Genomic DNA, 22,377 nt, shown 5'->3' on the forward strand with positions numbered 1-22,377 from the left:
GAATGGATTTAATATTTATTGTTATTGGTTTTGTCGTGTTCTTGATTATTGCCTTGATTGCTGTTTTTATTACGAAATACAAGACGGCAGGACCAGATGAAGCTTTGATCGTAACAGGAAGTTTTCTCGGCAGCCGAAATGTCCATATGGATGAATCGAATAATAAAATCAAGATTATCCGCGGCGGTGGTACCTTCATTTTTCCAGTATTCCAGCAGTCCCGCCCGCTAAGCCTGTTATCGAGTAAGCTGGAAGTTACGACGCCTGAAGTGTATACAGAGCAAGGTGTACCAGTAATGGCAGACGGTACCGCAATCATCAAGATCGGCGGGTCAATAAGTGAAATTGCCACTGCTGCCGAGCAGTTCCTTGGTAAAACTAAGGAAGACAGAGAAAATGAAGCGAAGGAAGTTTTGGAAGGTCATCTTCGCTCTATCCTCGGTTCCATGACGGTTGAAGAAATCTATAAGAATCGTGATAAGTTCTCACAGGAAGTGCAGCGTGTCGCTTCCCAGGACCTTGCAAAAATGGGACTGGTGATTGTTTCTTTCACTATCAAGGATGTACGTGATAAGAACGGTTATCTAGATTCACTCGGTAAGCCGCGGATCGCGCAAGTCAAGCGTGATGCCGACATCGCGACAGCCGATGCGGAAAAAGAAACTCGCATCAAGAAAGCTGAAGCAGATAAGGAAGCGAAAAAGGCAGAGTTTGAAAGAGCGACAGAAATTGCTGAAGCTGAGAAAATCAATGGTTTGAAAATGGCAGAATTCCGCCGTGAGCAGGATATTGCAAAGGCACGAGCTGACCAGGCTTACGATCTGGAAAATGCCCGCGCACAGCAAGAGGTTACAGAACAGGAAATGCAGGTCAAAATCATCGAGCGTCAAAAGCAAATCGAGCTCGAGGAAAAAGAAATTCTTCGCCGTGAACGCCAATACGATTCTGAAGTCAAGAAAAAGGCAGACGCTGACCGCTATGCTGTCGAGCAATCAGCAGCAGCAGACAAAGCGAAGCAGATTGCTGAAGCTGATGCAAACAAGTATCGGATTGAAGCTATGGCACGTGCTGAAGCAGAAAGAATCCGTATGGATGGTCTTGCAAAAGCTGAAGCAGAGCGAGCACAGGGTGAAACTGAAGCAGAAATCATCCGTTTAAAAGGGATTGCGGAAGCCGAAGCAAAGGAAAAGATCGCAGAAGCGTTCGAACAGTTTGGCCAGGCAGCCATCCTCGATATGATCTTGAAAATGCTTCCTGAATATGCGAAGCAGGTTGCAGCGCCACTTGGTAATATTGATAAGATTACTGTTGTCGATACAGGCGGAAGCGATGCAAATGGCGGAGCGAACAAGGTAACGGGATATGCAACGAACTTAATGGCTACGCTTCAGGAATCCTTAAAGGCTTCATCTGGTATCGATGTAAAGGAACTGATTGAAAACTTTTCTGGCAAAGCGAATGTAAGGCACAGTATTGATGCCTTGACGACTGAAGTTCGTGATCAGAAGAATAGTGATATTGAGAGAATAGCAGATTAAACCAATTGTTTTAATTGGATTCAGGTTTTTTATGCTTAATAACTACAACAGGAAAGAGCTGCCCGGTATTTTTTTCCGAGGCAGCTCTTTTTTAGTTATAGGCTTTGTTAACCTTAACTATTGATTTCGCTCCAGGCACTCCCTATCCGCTGGCGGCCAGGGTAGCCTCTTTTAAGTTTTAATGCTATTCTTTTTTATCAGGTTTCAGCCAGTTTTCAAAGTAACCTGAGGTTTCCACACCGCCGGCAGCTTCGAAAGCTTTAATGAGGTCGTAGCCAGAAGCGTTTTTATTTGTATTCTCCTTGGCATATTGCTTCAATGCATTCCTGAACTTTCCTGTGCCTATCAGTTTCTCAAGCTCAACATACATGTCAGTGCCTTTTCCGCTGATAAGGACGCTGTAATCATTCATATTATTAAATTTTCCGAGCGGACTGCTGAGGTATTGGCCCTCAGCTTCAACTCTTGCTATTTCGGTCTGCATCTGGGCAATCTGATCAGCCGATTTGCTAGATCCGTACCCTCTTTCGGCCATGAATTTTTTCAATAAATAGCTTGTAATACCTTCGTTCACCCACGGTTCTTTGTATCCATTGCTTCCTACAGCGCCTGACAGCCATTGGCGAAGAACGGCGTCTGCCATACTGATGCTGCCTAAGTGATTTGTAAAATTATATCCTGGAGTAAAAATCATTCCTTGATAAGACATTTGTGGGCTGCTTTCAGCAGTACGGATAATGTCCAGCTCTTTGTATGGATAGGTCCCAAAATACTCCTCGAAATACTTCATTGATTGACCTGCAGCCATATTATTACGTTGTGCAGCTTCCTGGTCGTCTGTCGTTGGGCGTGACCAGATATTGATCATCGTGTCATCAGTCATGAAGATCTCTCTTGAGTAATATTGTTTATCCAACAGGACCAATGACAGATCCCTTACATTCTCAAGCTTGACTGCATACTTAACGGTATCACCCTGAGTTTCAATTTTTGCAGATGGCTCCGGTGCATTAGATACAATTTCATATTTTGCAGGTGCGGTCAGCGTAATATCATAATTCGCTATTTCCCTGTAAAATGGATTTCCGAAAGGTGTCAAGGGATCCAGGTTCCAGCCGTTTTTGTCGTAAACAGCCTGGGTCGGCAAAAAGTTCCCAAGCCAGACTGCAGCGTAGTCAAAACTTGTATTGCTATAGTTTTTTGGCAGTTTTAAGGTGAATTTAAAAGCGACCTCGGCTTTTTGCTTGACTGTCCAATTATCCATATCAATTTCTAGAATTGTTTTATCTACTTTAAAATCTGCTCTCTTGCTATTCACATATAAATCCTTGATTTCAATCCAACCCGGTTCTGGTGAAGGGCCAAGAATCATTTCCCAATCAATGCCCTCCAGTGGTTCCTGGAATTGGTTGGGGTAAAGGTGGAAATAAAGCTGATCCTGTTCTTTTCCGGTAGTGTTGGTCATTGTCACATTCAGAGTACCTTGCAGTGAACCCTCAGCTTCGTTATAGGTCAAGTATGCTTTATAATCCGTTGGGACAACATCTTTATTAGTAAAATCCGAGTGATAGATTTCTTTTCGATCTAATTTTGAAGAAACTTGGACAGACGACTGTTTAGCAGTCTGTTCTTTTGTACTGTCTGCATACTCCTGATATTGCGCATATCCATATACTCCAGCCCATAAGATTAACGGCAATGTCAATAGAGCAGTAAGCACAGGCTTAGGTTTCCGGCCGATGAACGAAGTCATTTTCAATAGGAATTTCTCAAATGCTTTATAAACTCTGAATTTAAGAAAGTATCTGCGCAGGGTTATTAGCTTGTTTCGAAATATGTCGCTAAAATAAATTTTTTTCTTATAATCCATTACCGCCTCGCGTTGGCTGCCAACCAAAACAAAACTCTTGGATTCCCTCACCAATGGAGGATTGAACACACTCTGTGTTGCTTGGACTGACTTTTGCTTTACAGGGATGACACCGGCAATTTGATCTTCGATACCTCTTTTTATCCAATTAATAATGAGGGCAATCACCGTAATAATCAGGATTGGGCTATAAGCCATCCATGGAGCACGTCTGATCAGCCAATAGTTCTGGCCTGCCATTCCCGCTAATTCATTTGAAATAGATCTATATATTAATCGTGGTGAATCAGTAATGGCAGTAGGGTGTGGTCCGCCCAAATAGATCGCGAAGATTCCCATGAAAGTCAGCAGCTGCAGCAATTGCAGCATTTGTTGTGCAGTGAGCAATAAAAAATGGGACTTAATGTTTGGCCATACATGCCTAACTAAAATATGGAGTTTTCCTCCTCCCATGAGCGTTGAGCTTAAGACAAAGGGCTCCTTCTTAATTTCTTCCACCATATCGGTGATAAAGTAAAAAACTCCTGGCAGACCGATTAAAATCAGTACAAGTACCTGGTATTCCAAAATGACTTTTGCTGAATAGCCCTGTGGTGCTGCTGCAATGGGAAGCATTAAAATGATTCCAGCGAGCAAAGCAGGTATGTACCTGAATGGCCAAAAGAATGCACTGAAGTACCGTTTGAATCCTGGCAACCATATAGCAGTCAATAATGCCAGAACCCCTCCAAGGATTAATCGTGCCAAAGTAATCCCAATAACGGCACCTAATGTGTACTTCACCCCTACAAGGACCAGATTCACCATGCTTCGCGCCCCTAAATCTGTACCAAGTGGGAAAACGAAGGATGGAGGGGCAGGAGGGGCGGCCACAAATTTCCCATTCTCATCGAATATCAACGGTTCATTGCTCTCTGGCATCAACTCTGTGGTCCAGCTTATTAAAAAGAAAATGAACAGGATTGCAAAGCCAACGATCATATTCCGATGTTTTAAGTTATGAATATATTTGAAAACGAAGACGAACATAGCTATTAGTTTTATTAAAATATCTCGTGCAAGCCTAAATAAATCAGCGGCAGCAGTCTTTAAATCTCCCTTACCTAAATTCTTGAAAAGCGACTTAAAGCCAGTAGTGATATCCTTGAAGTATAAATTCCTAAGAAATCCTGCAATAATCGCCAGGACATATACAAGTTTGCTAGTAAACAGCTTTCTCATATATTCAACCCCCGTGCATTTGCGGCTTTCTTACCAGAAAGGGTGACGACCCGTTCAAGGAGCATCACCGGTACCAGGAACACTCCGACATAAAAGAAAACCTGCACAGGAGACCCCCCTCGAGTTATCAGCAAATTATATAGTTCTTTTGTGTAGCCATTGAGTACAAACATTTGTTCAACGAGTACAAGATTGGTCGTAATCATAAAAATAATCGTTTTAAAGTGAATCGACATAACTGGGAGGATGTTTCTTGTTAAATGGACGAAAAGGATATGCAGGTTCGACAAACCTTTTGCCTGGCCCAAAAGGATGTAATGCTTTTCATACTCTTCTTCCATGACCTTTAATAGGTATTGCGCAAAAAACATCGAAGGCAGCAGGGAATTAATGATCATTGGGAAAATCAAAGGCTCCTTTCCTGCAAGTCCATACATTGTGACTAATCGAATTCCAAAATCCCGATACAGAGCAAAAAGGGACATTTGAATAATAAAGATAATCAATAAATCAGGCAATCCCTCAAAAAAGTTCAAAACATGCTTTAGCTTGGATCGGTTATTAAATGAAATGCTCATCAATATGTAGGCAATGCAGCTTCCTATAAAAATAGTAAAAATCAAGCTCATCAATATAATTTCTAATGAGTATGTATACCTGGCAATGACTGTTTCCTGATTCCATTTTTCAAAAAATATCCAGCTATCAGCTTCAAAAAATTGCAGGGTTGTAGCCGAAAAAGCCCTAAGGAAGTCTAATAGCTTAAAACCTAAGTGCTCGCTCCCGTCTGGACGGAAATTAAAAAGTTTAGGAAATGACATAAAAAATAACAGACCTGCTGCTGAGGTCAAAAGTAAAAATGGATAATGAATGATCTTTTTCATGGTTCCTCCTTTGGGAAATTTTTCTTTATTTATGATTTGACGTAGTATATTTATGAAAGGTTGCGTTTTTTATGAAATATTTTTTAATAATTTTGTGATAATTGCAAAAATAATGTAATATAGATTATAATAAACCGACTGTATAGTTTATATTAAATTAATAAAGAACGAGGGGGAACGAATATGGAACAGAAGGTTATGAATCAAACGATTGTCTCTGCTCTTGATAAGTTTCGTGAGCTCGATGAAAAAATCTCGCATTTTAATAGTATTTCCGGCCTGTTAAGCTGGGACCAAAAAGTAATTGCTCCCAAAAAGGGGAGGTCAATTTTTGCAAAGGCCAGCGGTACACTGAGGACAGAAGCATTCAAGCTGACTGTATCTGATGAAATGGGTGAACTGCTAAGCACACTTTCAACGCCAGAAGCTGAAGCTTACCTCGACGATGTGGCAAAAGCGCAGGTTCGGGAGCGAAAAGAATTTTATAACAGGTCCAAAAGGATTCCTGCTGAAATGATTAAGGATTTTTCTGTGTTGACTTCACAGGCTAATGACGCCTGGGAGGATGCAAGAGAGAACGATGATTTTGAAAAATTCCTGCCATATTTAGAAAAGATTGTGGAATTTAAAAGGAAAGCAATAGAAATTTATGGATATGAAAACCACCCGTATGATGCGCTGTTAAGTGAATACGAGCCAGGGCTGACAGTCGAAAAGCTTGATCCGCTTTTTGTGAAATTAAGAGAATCAAGCGCTGATTTGCTAAGAAGATTACAAAACTCTTCCTATAAGCCTTCTGCTGAAATTTTTGACCAGCCATTCTCAGTGGAGAAGCAAAAAGAATTTAATCGCTATATCCTCCCGCTCATCGGATTTGATATGGAAGCCGGCAGGCTGGATGAAACCGTCCATCCATTTGCACAGACGGTTAACACCGGTGATGTAAGGATTACGACCAGGTATCTGGAGAACAATGTCCGATCCGCTATCTTCGGAACGATCCATGAAGCTGGACATGGCATATATGAACAAAACATCAACTCGGAATATGAAGGCACTGTCATCCAGGAGGGAGCTTCTTTCGGAATACATGAATCACAATCACGCTTCCTTGAAAATATGGTTGGCCGCAGCGAGCAGTTCTGGAAGTATTTTTACCCAACGCTTCAGGAACATTTCCCTGAGCAGCTAGGTAGTGTAGAGTTAGATGAGTTCTATCGTGCTGTTAATGCAGTCCAGCCATCATTTATTAGAGTGGAAGCAGATGAGCTGACATATAATCTTCATATTATGGTTCGATATGAGATTGAAAAGGCGTTAATCGCAGGCGAAATCGAGGCACGTGACCTGCCAGCCATCTGGAACGAGAAGATGAATGAGTATCTTGGAATTACACCTGCCAGCAACAGGGAAGGTGTCCTTCAGGATATTCACTGGTCGTTCGGCGGCTTCGGATATTTTCCTTCTTATTCCCTTGGAAATCTCTATGCGGCGCAAATCCTGCACAAGATCCAGCAGGACTTACCTGACTTTTATGGCAGCATCGAGACAGGGAACTTCAGTGTCATCCAGCAATGGCTGAAGGAAAATATCCATCAGTATGGCATGCTATACACACCTAATGAATTAATTGTTAAGGTTACGGGAGAAGAGCTTAATGCGGATTATCTCGTACAGTATTTAGAAAAAAAATATAGCAAGGTATATAAACTATAAATCTCGTAGACAGATTATCAGTCAGAAAAAGAGGTTATATAAATGGCGCCAATTGTTTCGGATGAATATAAAGAAATGAAACGACAAGAGATATTGCAAAGCGCACATGCCTGTTTTGCTAAAAAAGGATTCGAAGCTTCGACTGTTGATGATATCGTCTCTCATTCAGGGATCAGCAAGGGTGCAATCTATAATTATTTTAAGAGTAAAGATGAGATTTACCTTGCTCTCATGGAGGGGCAGACAAATGAATCTGGCACCAAGTTCACCAGGGGAATTGCAAAATGTGAATCTGCATTAGAGAAGCTGAATTTCTTGATTGATGCCTATTTAAACAATGATCCGAACGCCGAAGAGAATAAAGATCAAGCTCTAGTGCATTACGAATTCAGGCTGTACTCCACAAGAAAACCAGAATTAAAAAAAGCGCTGACGGATCGCTATCAGGATTTCTTTGTTACTTTACTGACGGACATCATTGAAGAAGGGCAGGCAGCAGGTGAGTTCAAGAAAGGAATCGAACCAAAGGGGTATGCTGATATCTTTTGGGCAATGGTAAATGGAGTTACATTGCAGGCAACGATCCTAAATGCATATCACTATAAAGATATCCTAAAAGAAATGCAGACAATGTTCATTGAAAAACTTAAAGCATAACAAATCTAAAACCAGTGAGAAAGGCTGCTCACTGGTTTTTGTCTTATTTTAAGTCCATAACATTTTGTTTATAAACGGCTTTTTCCTTCAAAAGCTTCTTTAAAAGTGACTTATTTTTTCTGGCTGATAGAATGTAAAGAAAATCCCCTGCCATTATGTTTGTATTTCCTGTTGGTGCAATAAGCTTTCCTTTACGGATGATTGCGTTGACGAGCGAGCCTTCAGGAAAGGGGATATTGGCCAAAGTTTTTCCGATAATGGCGCTGTCACTTTCTATTTCATACTCGATCATTTCTGCATCGGCTTTTCCTAGCGATATGAGTTCAAGCGACTGCATAGGAGCAGTTTTCTTAGGTCCATTCAACCCGAGCCTAGCAGCAGCATATGGAATGGTTGTTCCCTGAATTAGGGCACTTGTCAACACAACGAAGAATACGACATTAAAGATTTGATGGCTGCCGTCTATTCCTGCCAATAAAGGAAAGGTTGCAAGGACAACGGGAACAGCACCTTTCAGGCCTGCCCAGGAAAGGAAAATTCGCTCTTTGTTTGTGAAATTCATATTTATTGTGGACAGGTATACTGCCACCGGCCTTGCCACTAACATGAGAATCGCTGATAAAAGGATTCCTTGAATAAGAATGGCAGGAGTGAAAAGTTCGGAAGGGAATACAAGGAGGCCTAGAATGACAAACATGAGGATCTGCATCATCCAGGCAAATCCTTCTGAAAAACGGAAGATAGAATGTCTGTATGCTATCTCCGCGTTGCCAATCATGATGGCTGCAATATAGACTGCCAACAGTCCGCTTCCGTTCAAAAATGCAGTAATACCATAGGTTAGCAAGGCAAAAGCAGTGGCGAATACTGGATAGAGGCCACTTGAATCAAGATTTATGGAATTAAGTGATGCAATCGCTATTTTACCGAAAATTACCCCGAGTAAGACACCCAATCCCATTTGCAAAAAGAAATCGCCGATTAAAGTCAGAATGCTTGCTTCGGGAACAGTGATTAGCTCGATCATTGCAACAGTTAAGAAGACGGCCATCGGATCATTTGACCCCGACTCTGCTTCTAATGTAGAACCGAGTTTTGGAGAGATATTTTGTCCCTTAAGGACAGCAAATACGGCTGCTGCATCTGTAGAACCGACGATGGCTCCAAATAAGATCGATTCCAGCCAATCCAATCCTAAAATCATTTTTGCCGCAACAGCAACAATTCCGGAGGTCAGTAAGACACCGATGGTAGCAAGTGATAAAGAGGGAACGATCACTGGACGGACATCCTTCCAGTTGGTTTGAAGCCCGCCTTCGAACAAAATAATCACAAGGGCGATTACACCAATCAACTGAGTCAGGGCTGCATTATCAAAATAAATAATCCCAAGCACATCGCTCCCCATTACCATGCCAACTAACATGAAAAGGATTAGGGATGGTACACCCAGCCTGGCGGAAAACCTTGTAGTCAATACTCCGACGATAAATAAAATGGCTGATAATAAAATGAATGAATCCGTGCTTAATATTGGTTCCTGCAATAAAAACTCCCCCTTAGAGATCTACATTTAATTTGATTTTTTCTAAATGGCTGTCAATTCCAATAAAATGAAGCGTTTCCGATGGAGAGGCATGGTGCAGCCGCTTTTGAATGAGTGAAATGGCAATGCCTTGAATGTAAGCATGGTATCCAAAAGTTTTCCGGAGAGTGGTCATCCCAACAGCCTCTTCGATTCCTGCTTCTTTTGCGGCAGCGTTAATGATTCGATAGGCCTGCTGCCTGGTGATTGGCTCACCTGTTTTACGGGACTTAAATAGATAGTCCGTATCAATTAGCGAATTTTCATTTATATATTTTTTCAGGATATTTTTTATTGTGAGATTTAGGTAAACAGGAGGACTGTGGTATTGGGGAAGGGACAGAATTTCTGTAATTTCTCCGTCGGCACCGTTGACTTCGTGAACGCGAAGGTGCAGCAATTCTTGCAGCTTTATGCCGGTATTGATGCCAAGTAAAAATAAGCAATAATCCCTTGCAGAATGTTCTTCTAAATACTCTTTCATTTTGATGATTTGCCACTTTCCTTTTATAGCGCCTACACTTTTCACATATTCACCTCCTTATGTAACTTAATTATATATTAATTTAACTTGTGTAACATAATTTTATGCCTACAAAGGGAGTTTTGTACTGCATTAAACCAATGGTATAATGAACAGTAATGAAAATTTGTTATTAGCAGGAGGCAATATGCTGACTTTTGAAGAAAAAATTGCAATCATTGAAACTTTTCCCGAGCTTGAACGCAAGAACGTATCATTAGGACGTGTCAATTTTCATTTTGAAGGAAGTATTTACGAAAAGAAAAATGTAGTTTATCATTTGCACCAAAATGGAAATGGATTCGTATATGCAGAATTTTTAAGCGGATATGATATGGATTCTAAAGGGATGGTAAATATCAGGGACTTTTCATCAGAAGAACTTAAGACAATCATCCGTCAATCCATAAAATCCCTTTCTCCCAACACAGATGTAGAGTCTGCGATTATTGAGGACAACGAAGAGGAACGCTGGATAAATTCAGAAAATCATACACTGATTCTCGTGAATGAAGATGATATGTGGAATGTATACGCTGGATTGAATCTCGATGGAACTTTCCTTTCGTATAATGAAGCCAAGCAGTATTTAGAAGAAGAAGGCTTCAGAAAAAGGTAATACCCAACATTTTAAAGTTACTAAACAAAAAAGGATGCCGCATTGGCATCCTTTTTTCTTATAGCTTAAAGTTCCCAGTCAGGTTTTCTAATTCCACCGCTGTCTGCTGAAGAATTTTCGTTGTTTCGTTTACGTTTTCAGCGATTCTTAACTGTTCCTGAGTTGATTGGTCTGTTTGGCTTGTGCCTGCAGCAATCTGTTGTGAAGCCTGGGAAACCGTATCAAGAGAGTTTGTGATTTGCTCGATTGCGATGACCTGCTGCTCGATGGCAGAGGCGATATTATTGGAGTTATCCTCGATCTCAAGCGTTGTTTCATAAATTTCATGAAGCGTATTTTTGGCATTGGTTGAAAGGTCTTTGTTGTATTGAACAGCTTCTCTTGTTTTTGAAATATAGTCTACTGCGTTACGAGTACTGTTAACATTCTCATTAACGATGGTAATGATGGTCGAGGCTGATTTTGCGCTTTCCTCTGCCAGTTTCCTTACTTCATTCGCTACTACTGCAAAGCCTTTCCCATGGTCGCCTGCTCTTGCAGCCTCTATGGCAGCATTTAATGCTAATAAATTTGTTTGGTCGGAAATAGTATTAATGATTTTTACGAATTGAGTAATTTTATCTGATTGCTTTTCAAGCATGATGATAATGTCCGCTAACTGGTTTGTATTGTCTTCAACAAGTTCAAGCCCTGCAAGCATCTCATCGATTCGGACGGTTCCTTCTTTAGAAGTAACCGTGGAGTTCTTGGCAATGAAGCTTGCCTGCTGGGCAGAAGCATTAATCTCTTCGATTCCCGCGTTAATCTCTTCTAGAGTAGCTTGCATTTCTTCAATATTTGCGTTTTGTTCCTGGGTACTTGCGGCTGCCTGCTGGTTGGCTGCAGTCAACTCTCTGATTGCATCAACAGAGCTAGAAGCAACATTTGACAAGGCAAGGGTTTCGCTCGTAACTTCTCTTGAACTAGTTTGTACCTGTGATACAACATTTCTAAGTGATGCCGTCATTGTATTGATGCTTTCAGCCAATTCACCGATTTCGTCTTTCGATTTGACGTGAATGTCACTTCGAGATAAATCGCCTTTTGCAATATTTGCTGTTAAATCCTTAATCTTGTTGAGCGGTCTGATCAGCATGGAAATTAACAGATACATGGCGATGCTTGAAATTGTGAGGATCACCAATGCTAGAATCCATATACGCGTTACTTCTTCATTTATCTTTTTATTGACCTGGGTAACATCAAAGTCGACTCCGTAAAGGGCGATTACATTTCCGCTCATATTCGTAATTGGTGCGAAACCAGTTACTTTTTCGCCTGTTTCAGATTTATAAACATCTGTCGTTGTCCGCTCATTATTTTTCACAGCCATAAGGGCAGCTTCATCGAAAGCCTTACCGCCAGAATACTGGGAGCCATAAGTGAAATCCTTGGTGAGCATGACGGAACTCATTGTAGGAATGGTCAGTTTTTCACCATCCAGAGTGACCAAGTAGAGATTATGTATTAATGGATTATCTTTTAAAATCTTGTTCATTTGTTTCTGCATGGTTGTAACACCAGGATTATTCTTGGAAGGGTTGCTGATGATTGTCTGGGCTTTCCCTGGGGTAATTTGATCTGATAATAAACTTGATATCGTATTTAATTCAGCTTCCATTGATTCAACATTGCTCTTTTTGATGACGTAATAAGCTAAAGCAGATGTAGCCAATGCCATTATCAGCATAGAGATTACACTTAAGGAAACGACTTTGAATTTCAAGCTCATATTCTTCTTCACCCGTTTTTTGTCAGGTTTCTTCTTGCTAGCACTTTTAATCGCTTTGTTTTTCTTTTTTATAAGCAATTCTTTCACTCCTCTGTTCATGCATCGTACGAATGGTTATTAATAGTTCAATAGTTATATTTATTTTCGGCAAGATTTGGGCTAAGTTAAGGGAATTGATGCAAAAAATAAACAATTTGTTTCTAAATTGACTATTCTGCTAATCTCTTATATACTTATAGGTAATTAAATATTCTCTTTTTAAAGGGGAGTAGCTGCTACAATAAAGTCGTCATTACGAGATTGCATCTCCGGCTTTATTGGCAACATGGACGTTGTTAGCAAGACCTTTACTATTTTGGTAAAGGTCTTTTTCTATGCATTTTTAGGCCTTTACCCTTATGGTAAAGGCCTTTTCTATTGGCCATGAGAATATTTGGTTAAAAAATGAACTAGGAGGATTTTTAATGGACATCTCAATTTTGCTCGAATATAGCTGGGTACTACTTGTGCTCATCGTTATGGAAGGGCTGTTAGCAGCAGACAATGCACTTGTCCTCGCAATCATGGTGAAACACCTGCCAGAGGAAAAAAGGAAAAAGGCTTTATTTTATGGATTGGCCGGTGCCTTTGTGTTCCGATTCGCATCACTCTTCATTATTTCGTTCCTTGTGGATGTATGGCAGGTTCAGGCCATCGGCGCCCTGTATCTATTGTTTATGTCAGTGAACCATATTCTCCGAAAAACGATCTTTAAGAAAATAGAGCATTCGGATGAGAAGCCTTTAAAAGAAACAGCGAAAAAGAGCGGTTTCTGGATGACAGTTTTAAAAGTTGAAGTTGCTGACATTGCCTTTGCTGTAGATTCAATTTTAGCAGCAGTAGCATTGGCTGTAGTGCTTCCGGAGACACCACTTCCGGAAATTGGCGGAATGGATGGAGGCCAATTTCTCGTGATTTTTGCCGGCGGAATGATCGGATTGATCATCATGCGATTCGCTGCAAATATGTTCGTTACTTTACTGGAAAAAAGACCTGGACTGGAAATTGCCGCATTCGGCATCGTCGGCTGGGTAGGAGTTAAGCTTGCTGTTCTTACACTTGCGCATCCTGCTATTGGTGTCTTAAGCGAAAGCTTTGCACACTCAACTGAATGGAAGCTTACTTTTTATGCAGTGTTAGTCGGTATTGCTGCAGCAGGCTGGTTTTTATCAAATGAAAAGGCTACTGAAGGAGCCAGAAAGGCATCCTGAATACAATACGGTAAGGTAAAAGAATCCCTGAAGTGTAGCTATCCTTTTTAAGGCAAGCTGCATTTTGGGGTTTCTTTTTTACATTTGCTCCTTGTCTTTTAGAATTATTGTTTCCAGAGTAGAAATATTTAGTGGTTATTTTGAAAAGAAAACGAAATATGTATGATTTTTAGCGATTATGCGTTAGTTGGTTCTTATAGGGGTATATTAAAAAAATAATTAACACCATCATTCATTTAATTTATGAACTTATTTTTTGTTATAGGAGGTGTTCGCCTTACAAAGTAAGGCTTGCCAGTGATTATTACAAATTTGCTTTTAGTTGCACTATTAATCGCATTAACAGGCTTTTTCGTGGCAACTGAATTTGCCATTGTAAAAGTTAGAACTTCGAGAATAGACCAGTTAGTTTCAGAAGGTAAGAAGGGAGCAGAGGCTGCAAAGCATGTTACGTCACATCTAGACGAGTACCTTTCTGCCTGCCAGCTTGGAATCACCATTACCTCACTAGGATTGGGCTGGCTGGGTGAACCGACTGTTGAAGCAATGCTTCATCCACTATTTGAAAAATGGGACCTCAATCCTTCACTATCACATATTTTATCATTTGGGATTGCGTTTGCATCTGTAACCTTCCTGCATGTGGTTGTGGGGGAATTAGCGCCGAAAACAGTTGCGATCCAGAAAGCAGAGACCGTCACAATGACCTTTTCAAAGCCTATTATTTTATTCTATAAAATCATGTATCCATTTATATGGGTTTTAAATAATTCGGCACGTCTGCTGGCTGGATTGTTTGGTCTTAAACCAGCTTCAGAGCAGGAATTGGCACTTTCTGAAGAGGAATTGCGTATCCTGCTTTCTGAGAGTTATGAAAGCGGGGAAATTAACCAGAATGAATTAAAATATGTAAATAATATTTTTGAGTTTGATGAGCGGATAGCCAAGGAAATCATGGTGCCAAGGACAGAAATCGTCACTTTGGATATTTCTGATACCATCGACACGATCATCGACGTAATTCAACAGGAAAAGTATACACGCTATCCAGTTATTGAAGGCGAAAAGGATAATGTACTGGGCATGATCAATATTAAGGAAATTCTTACGGCAAAATTGACACAAAAGGATCTGTACAAGGAATCTATATTGAAATCATTCGTAAAGCCCGTAATCCGTGTCATTGAAACCATTCCGATCCATGACCTTTTGGTGAAAATGCAAAAGGACCGTATCCATATGGCGATATTAATCGATGAATATGGCGGTACATCTGGACTCGTTACTGTCGAGGATATTCTGGAAGAAATCGTCGGCGATATTCGCGATGAATTTGATGCAGATGAAATCGCGGAAATCAGGAAAGTAAAAGAAGGCCACTACCTGTTCAGTTCAAGGGTATTAATTGGCGAGGTCAATGATTTACTTGGTACCCATCTTTCAGATGAAGAGGTAGATACAATTGGCGGCTGGTTTATGACTAAAAACTTAGATGCTCAAATAGGGGATGAAATAGAAGAAGAAGGGTACCTTTTTAAAATTATCGAAATCGATGAATATCATATTTTATATTTGGAAGTAACTAGGGTAGAAATAGGTTAAAGCCTCTTAAAAGGGGCTTTTCAGTTTGTCGACAAATATACAGTTCACCGACCAGATATTAAAACCCTGTTGATTGGAGTGGAATGCGAAGCGCCTGGAACGCAAATCAACAGACCAGTTTTAAAAATCAATTAAATAAAAATAGCTAAAGACAAACTTGCTTTTCCGAGTTTGTCTTCAGTCTGTAAAGCCTCTTAAAAAAGGGCTTTTTATTTTGTTGTAAATCTATGTGAAAAAAGGCACAACCCGGTAAGTTTTTTAGTTTAATCATTAGCTGTGGCTAATTTTGGCAAGTTCAAAAAATGTTTCGAATTCTTCTTGGAGTGGGTATTAACATCACTACCGGGACAACCGGATGAATCGTAAAAAAAGAAATGGAGGAATTACACATGACTAAAAAAGTAGTTGGAGTATACGATAATCAAACAGAATTAATCGAGGCAATTGAAGAATACAAAAACAATGGATATGCAGTTCAGGATTTCTCAATCATTGGAGACACTACGGAGCTATCATCAGCACTTGAGAGCAGAACTGGTGTTACAACTGAAAACCTTGGCACAAATGATACTTATGATCATAAAGAAGGAGGTTTCTGGCAGAGCTTAATGACAGCATTTGATGCTGACAGAAACCTTGGGGGCAACGAACCATCCATTTCAGACCGCTTAGTGGGCCTTGGACTGACAGACGATGCAGCAAATGAATATGAAGAGGATGTACGAGCTGGCCGAATCATCTTGTTAGCTGAAACGAATGCATCTGGATTAACTACAGAGCAGACAGGCTATGTAGCTGATACATCTGTTACAAACACAGGAGTTACAGGTGCATATGATGACACAACAGTGACAAACACAGGAGTTACTGGTGAGTATGATGCCAATCGTTATGACAACGATGAACAGACATTAAGGTTAAGAGAAGAACAGCTGGATGTATCAAAGGAAACTGTCCAGACTGGTGAAGTAGAAGTGCACAAGCATGTTGTCGAAGATCAGCAGAAGGTCAATATCCCAGTAACTCGTGAAGAAGTTTACGTTGAACGACGTGAAGTAAACGAAGCGGCTTCTGATGTAGACTCAGTAATCGATGACGGTGAAACAATCCGTGTACCAATCATGGAGGAAAAAGTAGAAGTCACTAAAAAGCCTGTCGTGACTGAAGAGCTTGTCATCGGCAAGCGAGAAGTAACCGATACAGAACAAGTGGTTGAAACTGTTAAACGTGAGGAAGCCCACCTTGAAACAGACGACGACCGCATTGTAAATGACTTAGATCTTAAAACCGATAACAATCGTCCTGTTAATGACTCTGACCTTGATCGCGATGGATTTAAGGACAGATAAAGAACTGTTAAATACTAATATGTAACCGACAGGCTTTGTGCCTGTCGGTTTTGTTATGTAATAAAGAGAACACTGAAAAGGAAAACTAAATGAAGCTGAAAAAGCTTTGTTCATATATGAAAGAGAATAAATAAGAAAGTATGATGGGTGAACGAGTATCCCGAACTCAACCTAAAGATTTTTGAGAGAAAAAAGAAAAGACGCCCCGAAAGGCGTCTTTTCTGCGTATTGAGGCGACGGACTGCACGCCACATCGTGCATTTCCATAAAGGAGTGTCTGTCGGCTTACACAATTCAGCTCATCGCTCCATTACTATAACATTGATAATGCCTTATTTGCAAGTGGAAGAATTTTCAGTGGATGAATCTGTATGTTTACGAATTAGCAATAACAGGGTAAAAAAGGTGGAAATCAAAAGAGAAAGGATAACAGCATGAGGAAAAAAACTGCGTTTATTTTATTCCTAATTACTATACTAGCGATTCTGGCTGCCTTTTCGTTTTACGATAAAAAACAAGCGAAGGACCAGGGGGATAAGAAGGTAGTAGCATTTGGTGATTCACTGACATACGGATTCGGTGATGAAAAAGGTTCTGGTTATATCGATACACTTGAAAAAAAGTTAAATGAACAAAATAAAGAGGATTTTGATTTTACCAATGAAGCTATATATGGGCTTGAATCCTCCGGGATCTTAAAACAATTCTCAGATATTAGTGTAAGCAGCAAGCTCGATGATGCGGATTATTTTATCCTGTTTATAGGAACCAATGATTTACTTAACAGCAATGGCGGGAACCTTAAAAATCCCAAGCATGAGGAGATTGATAAAGGTAAGGAAGTGTACCTCCAAAACCTGAAGGCAATTATCAACATCCTAAAAGAAAGAAATGAAGATGCACCAATCCTGCTTCTTGGGCTCTATAACCCGTACCCGGATTCGAAGCAAATAGAAGCCATCTTAGATGATTGGAACAAGGATATTATTAATGTCGTTCAGAAGGAAGAACAAATCATGTATATCCCTACAAATGATCTATTTAAAGGCAAGGAAAAGAAGAGCTATTTCAGCGATTCACTTCACCTGAATGACAGAGGCTATAAATTGATTGCGGATCGAATTCTAGAGAAATATGATTTTAATTAAGAATCCACCTGCCTGGCGAATGCTTTGCCAGGTTTTTCTTTGAAACCATTTATGGATGTAATTCGTTATATAATAATAGAAGAAGAGATTAAGTGAAAGGAAGCAAAACGTGAAAATTAAACTATTTGGAAGTGCGTTCATTTCTTTCATATTAATATTGATGGCGCTTATGTTATATTATCAATTTCTAATAAATCCAGGTATCAATGAAAATGTCCCTTTGCCACAGGATTTGCATCCAACAGTACAACAAAATAAAGAAACATTGATCCAGCAGGCAGCTGATAAAGGAATAACGGTGATAGTAACGGATGGTTTCCGCAGTTTTCAGGATCAGGATCAGTTATATGAAAAAGGCAGGTCAGTGGATGGTTCAATCGTTACACATGCCAAAGGCGGAGAGTCATTTCATAACTTTGGCTTGGCGATTGACTTTGCCTTACTGACCGCAGAAGGTAAAGCGATTTGGGATACAGCATATGATGGTAATGGGAATGCGCAATCGGACTGGATGGAAGTCGTAGCGATAGCGAAGGAGCTAGGCTTTGAATGGGGCGGAGACTGGACACATTTTAAGGATTATCCACATTTAGAAATGCGATTCGGACTGTCGATCAATGAGTTGAAGCGGGGGAAACGTCCTCCGGAAAATTCACTTACTGCCTCAAAGAAATGAATATACAAAGCATGGGCATCACTAGTAAAAGTGATGCCCATCTTTTAGTTTTAAAATGATGTATGATTTATCAGCAAAAAGGAGATGGATTCATTCCATCTCCTCGGAGGTCAGTTGTCAGAGGCTCAGGGTTTCAGGTTCACCATCGTCATTCATCAACCGGATTGTATCTGCCTTTATTTCTAAAATAATAAAATTAGGGTCTTGCGGGTTTTTAATCCACTTTTCCATTTTTTCGTTCCAAAATTTATCCTTCAGATTCTGATCTTCCCTGATAGATGCTTTACCCTGCACTTCAATGTAGGCATCGCCCATCCCATCCCCTTCATAACCAAGCAGGATATGAACATGAGGATTCTTTTCAATCTCCTCAGCTTTATACGTTTCCTTGCTGGTAGGTGTGTAAAGGGTCAAATCCTCATTAAAAAAAGTCATGTAGCGAGAGTGTGGTTTATTACCTTCCACAGTAGCCATCGAGCCGACCTTTGATTCACCAAGAACTTTTAAAATCCTGTCTTTTAATTTTTGATTGTCCATAATGATTCCTCCTTCAGGCTAATGGTTTTAATATTCTCGATAATGCAGAAGTTAACCCTTTTTTTACACTTTTTAAAAGCCCTGGTTTGAGCAGGGCAAAGACTGTAGACAAAACTCGATGAAAATCGTGCTTGCCAACAGTTTTTTTATTTTGGTTGGATGTAAAATGGGTCTGTTGATTTCAATTCCAGGCGCAACGCATTCCGCGGGGCTGGCGCTGAGCCCGCAGGAGTCTACGCGCCATCCACTACAATCAACAGGGTATTAAAAATCAACATTCAGCTTTAACAGAGCCTCCACATTAAAAAAGCCCTGTTTAAGCAGGGCATCATTTTATAAATCATTATCATAATCAACATTGAACTTTTTCTCGCTTGAAGATGAGTCCTTTGTATGATGCCCATCCTTTTCTTCTTTCTTCTCCTGTTTAAGATCTTCCATCGGAATTGGATCCACCGTTAATTCGCTTTCGAATCGATCATGAAGACTTTTTGTTGTTGTTTCATATTGCTCGGGATTGTCCATGTTTTGTGTGTTATCAACAGGCACTGGTTTTTTATTGTCCCTTTCCATTTTTACCACCTCATTAATTATTTTTGCTGGGTGAATCTTGACTGTTAACTTTCTCTAAAGGCACTCGCTTTCTCGGGCGGCACAGGGAGCCTCCCAGGTGCATACAGTCTGTGATGATAATATAAAATTACCCTCTTGTCTGGATATGAAACTAGTGTGGAAATACAACTTTCTATTAGTGTTTTTACAAACCAAGCAACGTACTTTCACTACTCAGGGAACAGATCAAAGTCTTATAGCTACGCATCCCTCATATAGTTAATTATGCGAGTCTAATTAACGGAATATGGAGGGGGAGAGTGATGATCATTATCAGGTTTCCAGATGCTCTCGGCAGCCAGAAGCTCCAGAGTTTATCTGGAAAACAAAAAGAGATATATGAATACCTGGACAGAAACTTGACCATGTTTGAGTATGAAACCACCAGTCAACTCCTATTTGAAATAAGGCTTCGTGAAAATATCGTTGAATCTGCAATGAAGCTAAAAGACAGTGGTGTCGCTTTTACTTCATTTACCTATTCCAAATTCAATCCAGTTTACTGGACCAGGGTCCCCAGTGGCTATTTTTTAAAACCTAATGTGCTGCCCTCCGCCGCAATTAATGATATATATATAAATGGCCAGGAATATGGATTTGAATGTTCAACGGCAATGGTGGTCATTTTTTATAAAGCTGTATTGGATTCAATAAGGTTGGCTGATTTTAATCATTTATTTGGCGGATTGCTTGTCTGGAATTGGAATTATGATTCAGATCTGGCAATCATAACGCTCGAGGGCAATGAGTTTATTCCAGGCGACGTAGTATACTTTATGAATCCGGATTTTGATAAGCCAATTTGGCGAGGAGAGAATGCTGTTTATCTTGGCAAGGATTTATATTTTGGTCACGGAGTGGGAATTGGAACTGAAGAAGAAATGGTTAAAGCTCTTAATACACTACGCAAGGAAGGTGCTGTAACTTCTGCTTATATGCTCCAGCAGCATAGCCGTTTGAATTTTAAGTATTTGTCCCAGTTTTCAAGCAAATAATCCCATATACATGTTAAAGACTGGCTATGTGCTGGTCTTTTTTGCTATTTCATATTCCTCATTTTACTTAAATCAAAATCAAGTAGAATTTATAAGGCATAGTTTTAAAAATTGGGGGAATAAAAAAAGAGACATAATATATACATTTCTAAATTCCATTTGTGGAATTTATGGGCATGTTAAAAAGGGAGTTTTGGAAATGAGATTATCGAAGGTGCTTGATGCCCTCGACGGCTGTATAAAAAATGCAAGATATGAAAAAGACCCAGATCTTGCCGGAATACAAATGGATTCGCGTAAGGTAAAACCAGGAGACTTATTTGTTGCGATAACAGGCTTTCAAATAGATGGTCACAAATTTATTAAAGAGGCACTCGAAAAAGGCGCATCTGCCGTTATTGGGGAAATTGAGTTGAATCTTGCAGTTCCTTATATACAGGTAATGGACAGCAGGATGGCACTAGGCAAGGCGGCCAGTGTATTTTATAATCATCCATCGAGAAATCACAAGGTAATCGGGATTACCGGAACGAACGGAAAAACGACCGTCTCATATATATTGAAGCACATTCTTGAACATGCAGGTAAAAGCTGCTCATTATTGGGAACAGTGTCTTATATTATAAATGACAAAGTGTACAAGCCCTCAAATACTACACCTGACGCACTGCAGATCCAGGAACAGATTGCTAAAAGCAAAGATGAATTCGTTGTCCTTGAGGTTTCTTCCCACGCTCTTAAGCAACACCGCATTGAAGGGTTAGAGTTAGATTATGGATTATTCACAAATCTTTCGCACGATCATCTTGATTACCATCCAACAATAGAAGATTATTTTGAAGCAAAAACGCTTATGTACAATTACATGAAACCTAATGGTGCAGGGATTGTCAGTAGATTAAGCGATTGGGGAGACGAGCTGACCCGCATGCTTGCAGTTAAAGAAATTCCTGTCTATTCTATTGGATATGACGAGGGCAATGACCTGAAAATACAGGACATAACATTGAATGGACAAACTAAATTTGATATTAAACTTGGTAAAGCCGTTTATACAGTAACTTTCCCATCACCTGGCCTGCATAATGTTTATAATGCGGCCATGGCCTTTTTAACTGCTGTTAAAATAGGCATCAGGCCGGAGGCAATCATCGAAGCGCTTAACTCATTCCCTGGTGTGCCTGGCCGATTCGAAATGATATCACACCCAGAGGGAGCAACATTTATTATCGACTATGCCCATACAGAGGATGCGATAGAATATTGCCTCCAGGCTGCAAAGGAACATAATGCAGCGAAAATCAAGCATATATTTGGCTTTCGGGGAGATAGGGACAAGAGTAAAAGAGAACCTATGGTTAAGGCGTCAGCCATGCTAAGCGACGAATTCATTTTGACTTTTGATGATTTGAATGGTGTTCCCCCAGAGGAAATGCTTAATGAACTCCAAAAACTCAATGATAAATTTGGCAGCAATAAAGGGCGGATTATCACCGACAGGACTTTGGCAATCCAGTTGGCCTGGGAAAATGCCAAGAATGGTGAATGGATTCTGATTACCGGAAAAGGCCCTGAAAAATACCAATCAGATTACGAACTTCCTGCCTCATCCGATAAAGAGACATTATTGTATCTGCAAAAAATGAAAAGTAAAGAAAAGGTAATTGGTTAAAATTAAAACAGGCTGAGTTACATACAGCCTTTTTTTTGTTTAGCAATAGGATGGTCTATTCATTTTTAAAGAAACTTCATCAAAATGGCTTTGTTAATGGGCAATGTTGATTTTTAGCACCTGTCGATTGGAGCGGAGGGCACTCGACTCCT

Annotated in this window: 18 protein-coding genes and 1 pseudogene; 11 read left to right on the forward strand and 8 right to left on the reverse strand. The window is 40.1% G+C overall.

Going from position 1 to position 22,377, the window contains the following annotated elements; all coding sequences use genetic code 11:
- Positions 1–2: 2 nt before the first annotated feature.
- Positions 3–1,538 (forward strand): flotillin family protein, encoded by a 1,536-nt coding sequence (locus tag V7654_RS19210; RefSeq protein ID WP_335432405.1) that lies wholly within the window; start codon positions 3–5, stop codon positions 1,536–1,538.
- Positions 1,539–1,722: 184 nt separating this feature from the next.
- Here V7654_RS19210 and V7654_RS19215 read toward each other — a convergent pair whose 3' ends face one another.
- Together V7654_RS19215 and V7654_RS19220 are read right to left on the reverse strand one after the other, a co-directional pair.
- Positions 1,723–4,629, reverse strand: coding sequence for a M1 family aminopeptidase (locus V7654_RS19215; RefSeq protein ID WP_335432406.1), 2,907 nt, complete (start codon positions 4,627–4,629; stop codon positions 1,723–1,725).
- A complete protein-coding gene (locus tag V7654_RS19220; RefSeq protein WP_335432407.1) occupies positions 4,626–5,513 on the reverse strand; it encodes a hypothetical protein in 888 nt (295 codons plus the stop codon). Before V7654_RS19220 ends, V7654_RS19215 begins: the two co-directional genes overlap by 4 nt.
- Before the next feature lie 183 nt (positions 5,514–5,696).
- On the opposite strand from V7654_RS19220, the gene V7654_RS19225 reads away from it, so the two are divergent.
- The gene (locus V7654_RS19225; protein WP_335432408.1) at positions 5,697–7,229 is read left to right on the forward strand and encodes a carboxypeptidase M32; all 1,533 of its coding nucleotides are present in this window, start codon (positions 5,697–5,699) and stop codon (positions 7,227–7,229) included.
- A 42-nt stretch (positions 7,230–7,271) separates the two neighbouring features.
- A complete protein-coding gene (locus tag V7654_RS19230; protein ID WP_335432410.1) occupies positions 7,272–7,886 on the forward strand; it encodes a TetR/AcrR family transcriptional regulator in 615 nt (204 codons plus the stop codon).
- A 43-nt stretch (positions 7,887–7,929) separates the two neighbouring features.
- On the opposite strand, the gene V7654_RS19235 is transcribed toward V7654_RS19230, so the two are convergent.
- A complete protein-coding gene (locus tag V7654_RS19235; protein WP_335432411.1) occupies positions 7,930–9,432 on the reverse strand; it encodes a potassium/proton antiporter in 1,503 nt (500 codons plus the stop codon).
- A 13-nt stretch (positions 9,433–9,445) separates the two neighbouring features.
- The gene (locus V7654_RS19240) at positions 9,446–10,000 is read right to left on the reverse strand and encodes a tyrosine-type recombinase/integrase (protein ID WP_335432412.1); all 555 of its coding nucleotides are present in this window, start codon (positions 9,998–10,000) and stop codon (positions 9,446–9,448) included.
- A 142-nt stretch (positions 10,001–10,142) separates the two neighbouring features.
- On the opposite strand from V7654_RS19240, the gene V7654_RS19245 reads away from it, so the two are divergent.
- Positions 10,143–10,613, forward strand: coding sequence for a hypothetical protein (locus V7654_RS19245; protein ID WP_335432481.1), 471 nt, complete (start codon positions 10,143–10,145; stop codon positions 10,611–10,613).
- 58 nt (positions 10,614–10,671) lie between these two features.
- Here the strand turns inward: V7654_RS19245 and V7654_RS23955 are convergent, their stop codons facing one another.
- On the reverse strand, positions 10,672–11,619 hold the full coding sequence (locus V7654_RS23955; protein ID WP_438825328.1) for a methyl-accepting chemotaxis protein: 948 nt from the start codon (positions 11,617–11,619) through the stop codon (positions 10,672–10,674).
- Positions 11,614–12,483: pseudogene (locus V7654_RS23960) on the reverse strand (HAMP domain-containing protein); the annotation flags it as partial. The gene V7654_RS23955 and the pseudogene V7654_RS23960, both read right to left, overlap by 6 nt.
- Positions 12,484–12,848: 365 nt before the next feature.
- Here V7654_RS23960 and V7654_RS19255 point away from each other — a divergent pair.
- The 5 genes from V7654_RS19255 to V7654_RS19275 all read left to right on the forward strand — a co-directional run bounded on the left by V7654_RS19255 (position 12,849) and on the right by V7654_RS19275 (position 18,409).
- The gene (locus V7654_RS19255; RefSeq protein WP_335432414.1) at positions 12,849–13,634 is read left to right on the forward strand and encodes a TerC family protein; all 786 of its coding nucleotides are present in this window, start codon (positions 12,849–12,851) and stop codon (positions 13,632–13,634) included.
- A 297-nt stretch (positions 13,635–13,931) separates the two neighbouring features.
- Entirely contained in the window at positions 13,932–15,236 is a 1,305-nt protein-coding gene (locus V7654_RS19260; RefSeq protein ID WP_335432415.1) for a hemolysin family protein, read from the forward strand.
- A gap of 389 nt (positions 15,237–15,625) precedes the next feature.
- Complete coding sequence (locus tag V7654_RS19265; protein ID WP_335432416.1) at positions 15,626–16,585, forward strand: YsnF/AvaK domain-containing protein; 960 nt, start codon at positions 15,626–15,628, stop codon at positions 16,583–16,585.
- Positions 16,586–17,019: 434 nt separating this feature from the next.
- The gene (locus tag V7654_RS19270) at positions 17,020–17,733 is read left to right on the forward strand and encodes a DUF459 domain-containing protein (protein ID WP_335432417.1); all 714 of its coding nucleotides are present in this window, start codon (positions 17,020–17,022) and stop codon (positions 17,731–17,733) included.
- Positions 17,734–17,893: 160 nt separating this feature from the next.
- Complete coding sequence (locus V7654_RS19275; RefSeq protein WP_335432482.1) at positions 17,894–18,409, forward strand: M15 family metallopeptidase; 516 nt, start codon at positions 17,894–17,896, stop codon at positions 18,407–18,409.
- 117 nt (positions 18,410–18,526) lie between these two features.
- On the opposite strand, the gene V7654_RS19280 is transcribed toward V7654_RS19275, so the two are convergent.
- Together V7654_RS19280 and V7654_RS19285 are read right to left on the reverse strand one after the other, a co-directional pair.
- Positions 18,527–18,946, reverse strand: a complete 420-nt coding sequence (locus tag V7654_RS19280; protein ID WP_335432418.1) for a pyridoxamine 5'-phosphate oxidase family protein — start codon at positions 18,944–18,946, stop codon at positions 18,527–18,529.
- Positions 18,947–19,279: 333 nt separating this feature from the next.
- Positions 19,280–19,519 (reverse strand): hypothetical protein, encoded by a 240-nt coding sequence (locus tag V7654_RS19285; protein WP_335432419.1) that lies wholly within the window; start codon positions 19,517–19,519, stop codon positions 19,280–19,282.
- Between the two features lie 302 nt (positions 19,520–19,821).
- Between V7654_RS19285 and V7654_RS19290 the strand changes: the two genes are divergently transcribed.
- Both V7654_RS19290 and V7654_RS19295 read left to right on the forward strand, forming a co-directional pair.
- Positions 19,822–20,553, forward strand: coding sequence for a protein-glutamine gamma-glutamyltransferase (locus tag V7654_RS19290; RefSeq protein ID WP_335432420.1), 732 nt, complete (start codon positions 19,822–19,824; stop codon positions 20,551–20,553).
- A 199-nt stretch (positions 20,554–20,752) separates the two neighbouring features.
- A complete protein-coding gene (locus tag V7654_RS19295) occupies positions 20,753–22,225 on the forward strand; it encodes a UDP-N-acetylmuramoyl-L-alanyl-D-glutamate--2,6-diaminopimelate ligase (protein ID WP_335432421.1) in 1,473 nt (490 codons plus the stop codon).
- Positions 22,226–22,377 lie beyond the last annotated feature (152 nt).

The sequence above is a fragment of the Bacillus sp. JJ1609 genome, assembly GCF_036967045.1.
Classification (GTDB): Bacteria; Bacillota; Bacilli; order Bacillales; family Cytobacillaceae; genus Mesobacillus.

Bases quoted from the DNA above. Each gene is read 5' to 3' on its own strand.
- V7654_RS19290 (WP_335432420.1), top strand. From the start codon at position 19,822: ATGATCATTATCAGGTTTCCAGATGCTCTCGGCAGCCAGAAGCTCCAG.
- V7654_RS19270 (WP_335432417.1), top strand. From the start codon at position 17,020: ATGAGGAAAAAAACTGCGTTTATTTTATTCCTAATTACTATACTAGCG.
- V7654_RS19280 (WP_335432418.1), bottom strand. From the start codon at position 18,946: ATGGACAATCAAAAATTAAAAGACAGGATTTTAAAAGTTCTTGGTGAA.
- V7654_RS19215 (WP_335432406.1), bottom strand. From the start codon at position 4,629: ATGAGAAAGCTGTTTACTAGCAAACTTGTATATGTCCTGGCGATTATT.
- V7654_RS19210 (WP_335432405.1), top strand. From the start codon at position 3: ATGGATTTAATATTTATTGTTATTGGTTTTGTCGTGTTCTTGATTATT.
- V7654_RS19295 (WP_335432421.1), top strand. From the start codon at position 20,753: ATGAGATTATCGAAGGTGCTTGATGCCCTCGACGGCTGTATAAAAAAT.
- V7654_RS19265 (WP_335432416.1), top strand. From the start codon at position 15,626: ATGACTAAAAAAGTAGTTGGAGTATACGATAATCAAACAGAATTAATC.
- V7654_RS19245 (WP_335432481.1), top strand. From the start codon at position 10,143: ATGCTGACTTTTGAAGAAAAAATTGCAATCATTGAAACTTTTCCCGAG.
- V7654_RS19285 (WP_335432419.1), bottom strand. From the start codon at position 19,519: ATGGAAAGGGACAATAAAAAACCAGTGCCTGTTGATAACACACAAAAC.
- V7654_RS19255 (WP_335432414.1), top strand. From the start codon at position 12,849: ATGGACATCTCAATTTTGCTCGAATATAGCTGGGTACTACTTGTGCTC.
- V7654_RS19225 (WP_335432408.1), top strand. From the start codon at position 5,697: ATGGAACAGAAGGTTATGAATCAAACGATTGTCTCTGCTCTTGATAAG.
- V7654_RS23955 (WP_438825328.1), bottom strand. From the start codon at position 11,619: ATGACGGCATCACTTAGAAATGTTGTATCACAGGTACAAACTAGTTCA.
- V7654_RS19230 (WP_335432410.1), top strand. From the start codon at position 7,272: ATGGCGCCAATTGTTTCGGATGAATATAAAGAAATGAAACGACAAGAG.
- V7654_RS19220 (WP_335432407.1), bottom strand. From the start codon at position 5,513: ATGAAAAAGATCATTCATTATCCATTTTTACTTTTGACCTCAGCAGCA.
- V7654_RS19275 (WP_335432482.1), top strand. From the start codon at position 17,894: ATGGCGCTTATGTTATATTATCAATTTCTAATAAATCCAGGTATCAAT.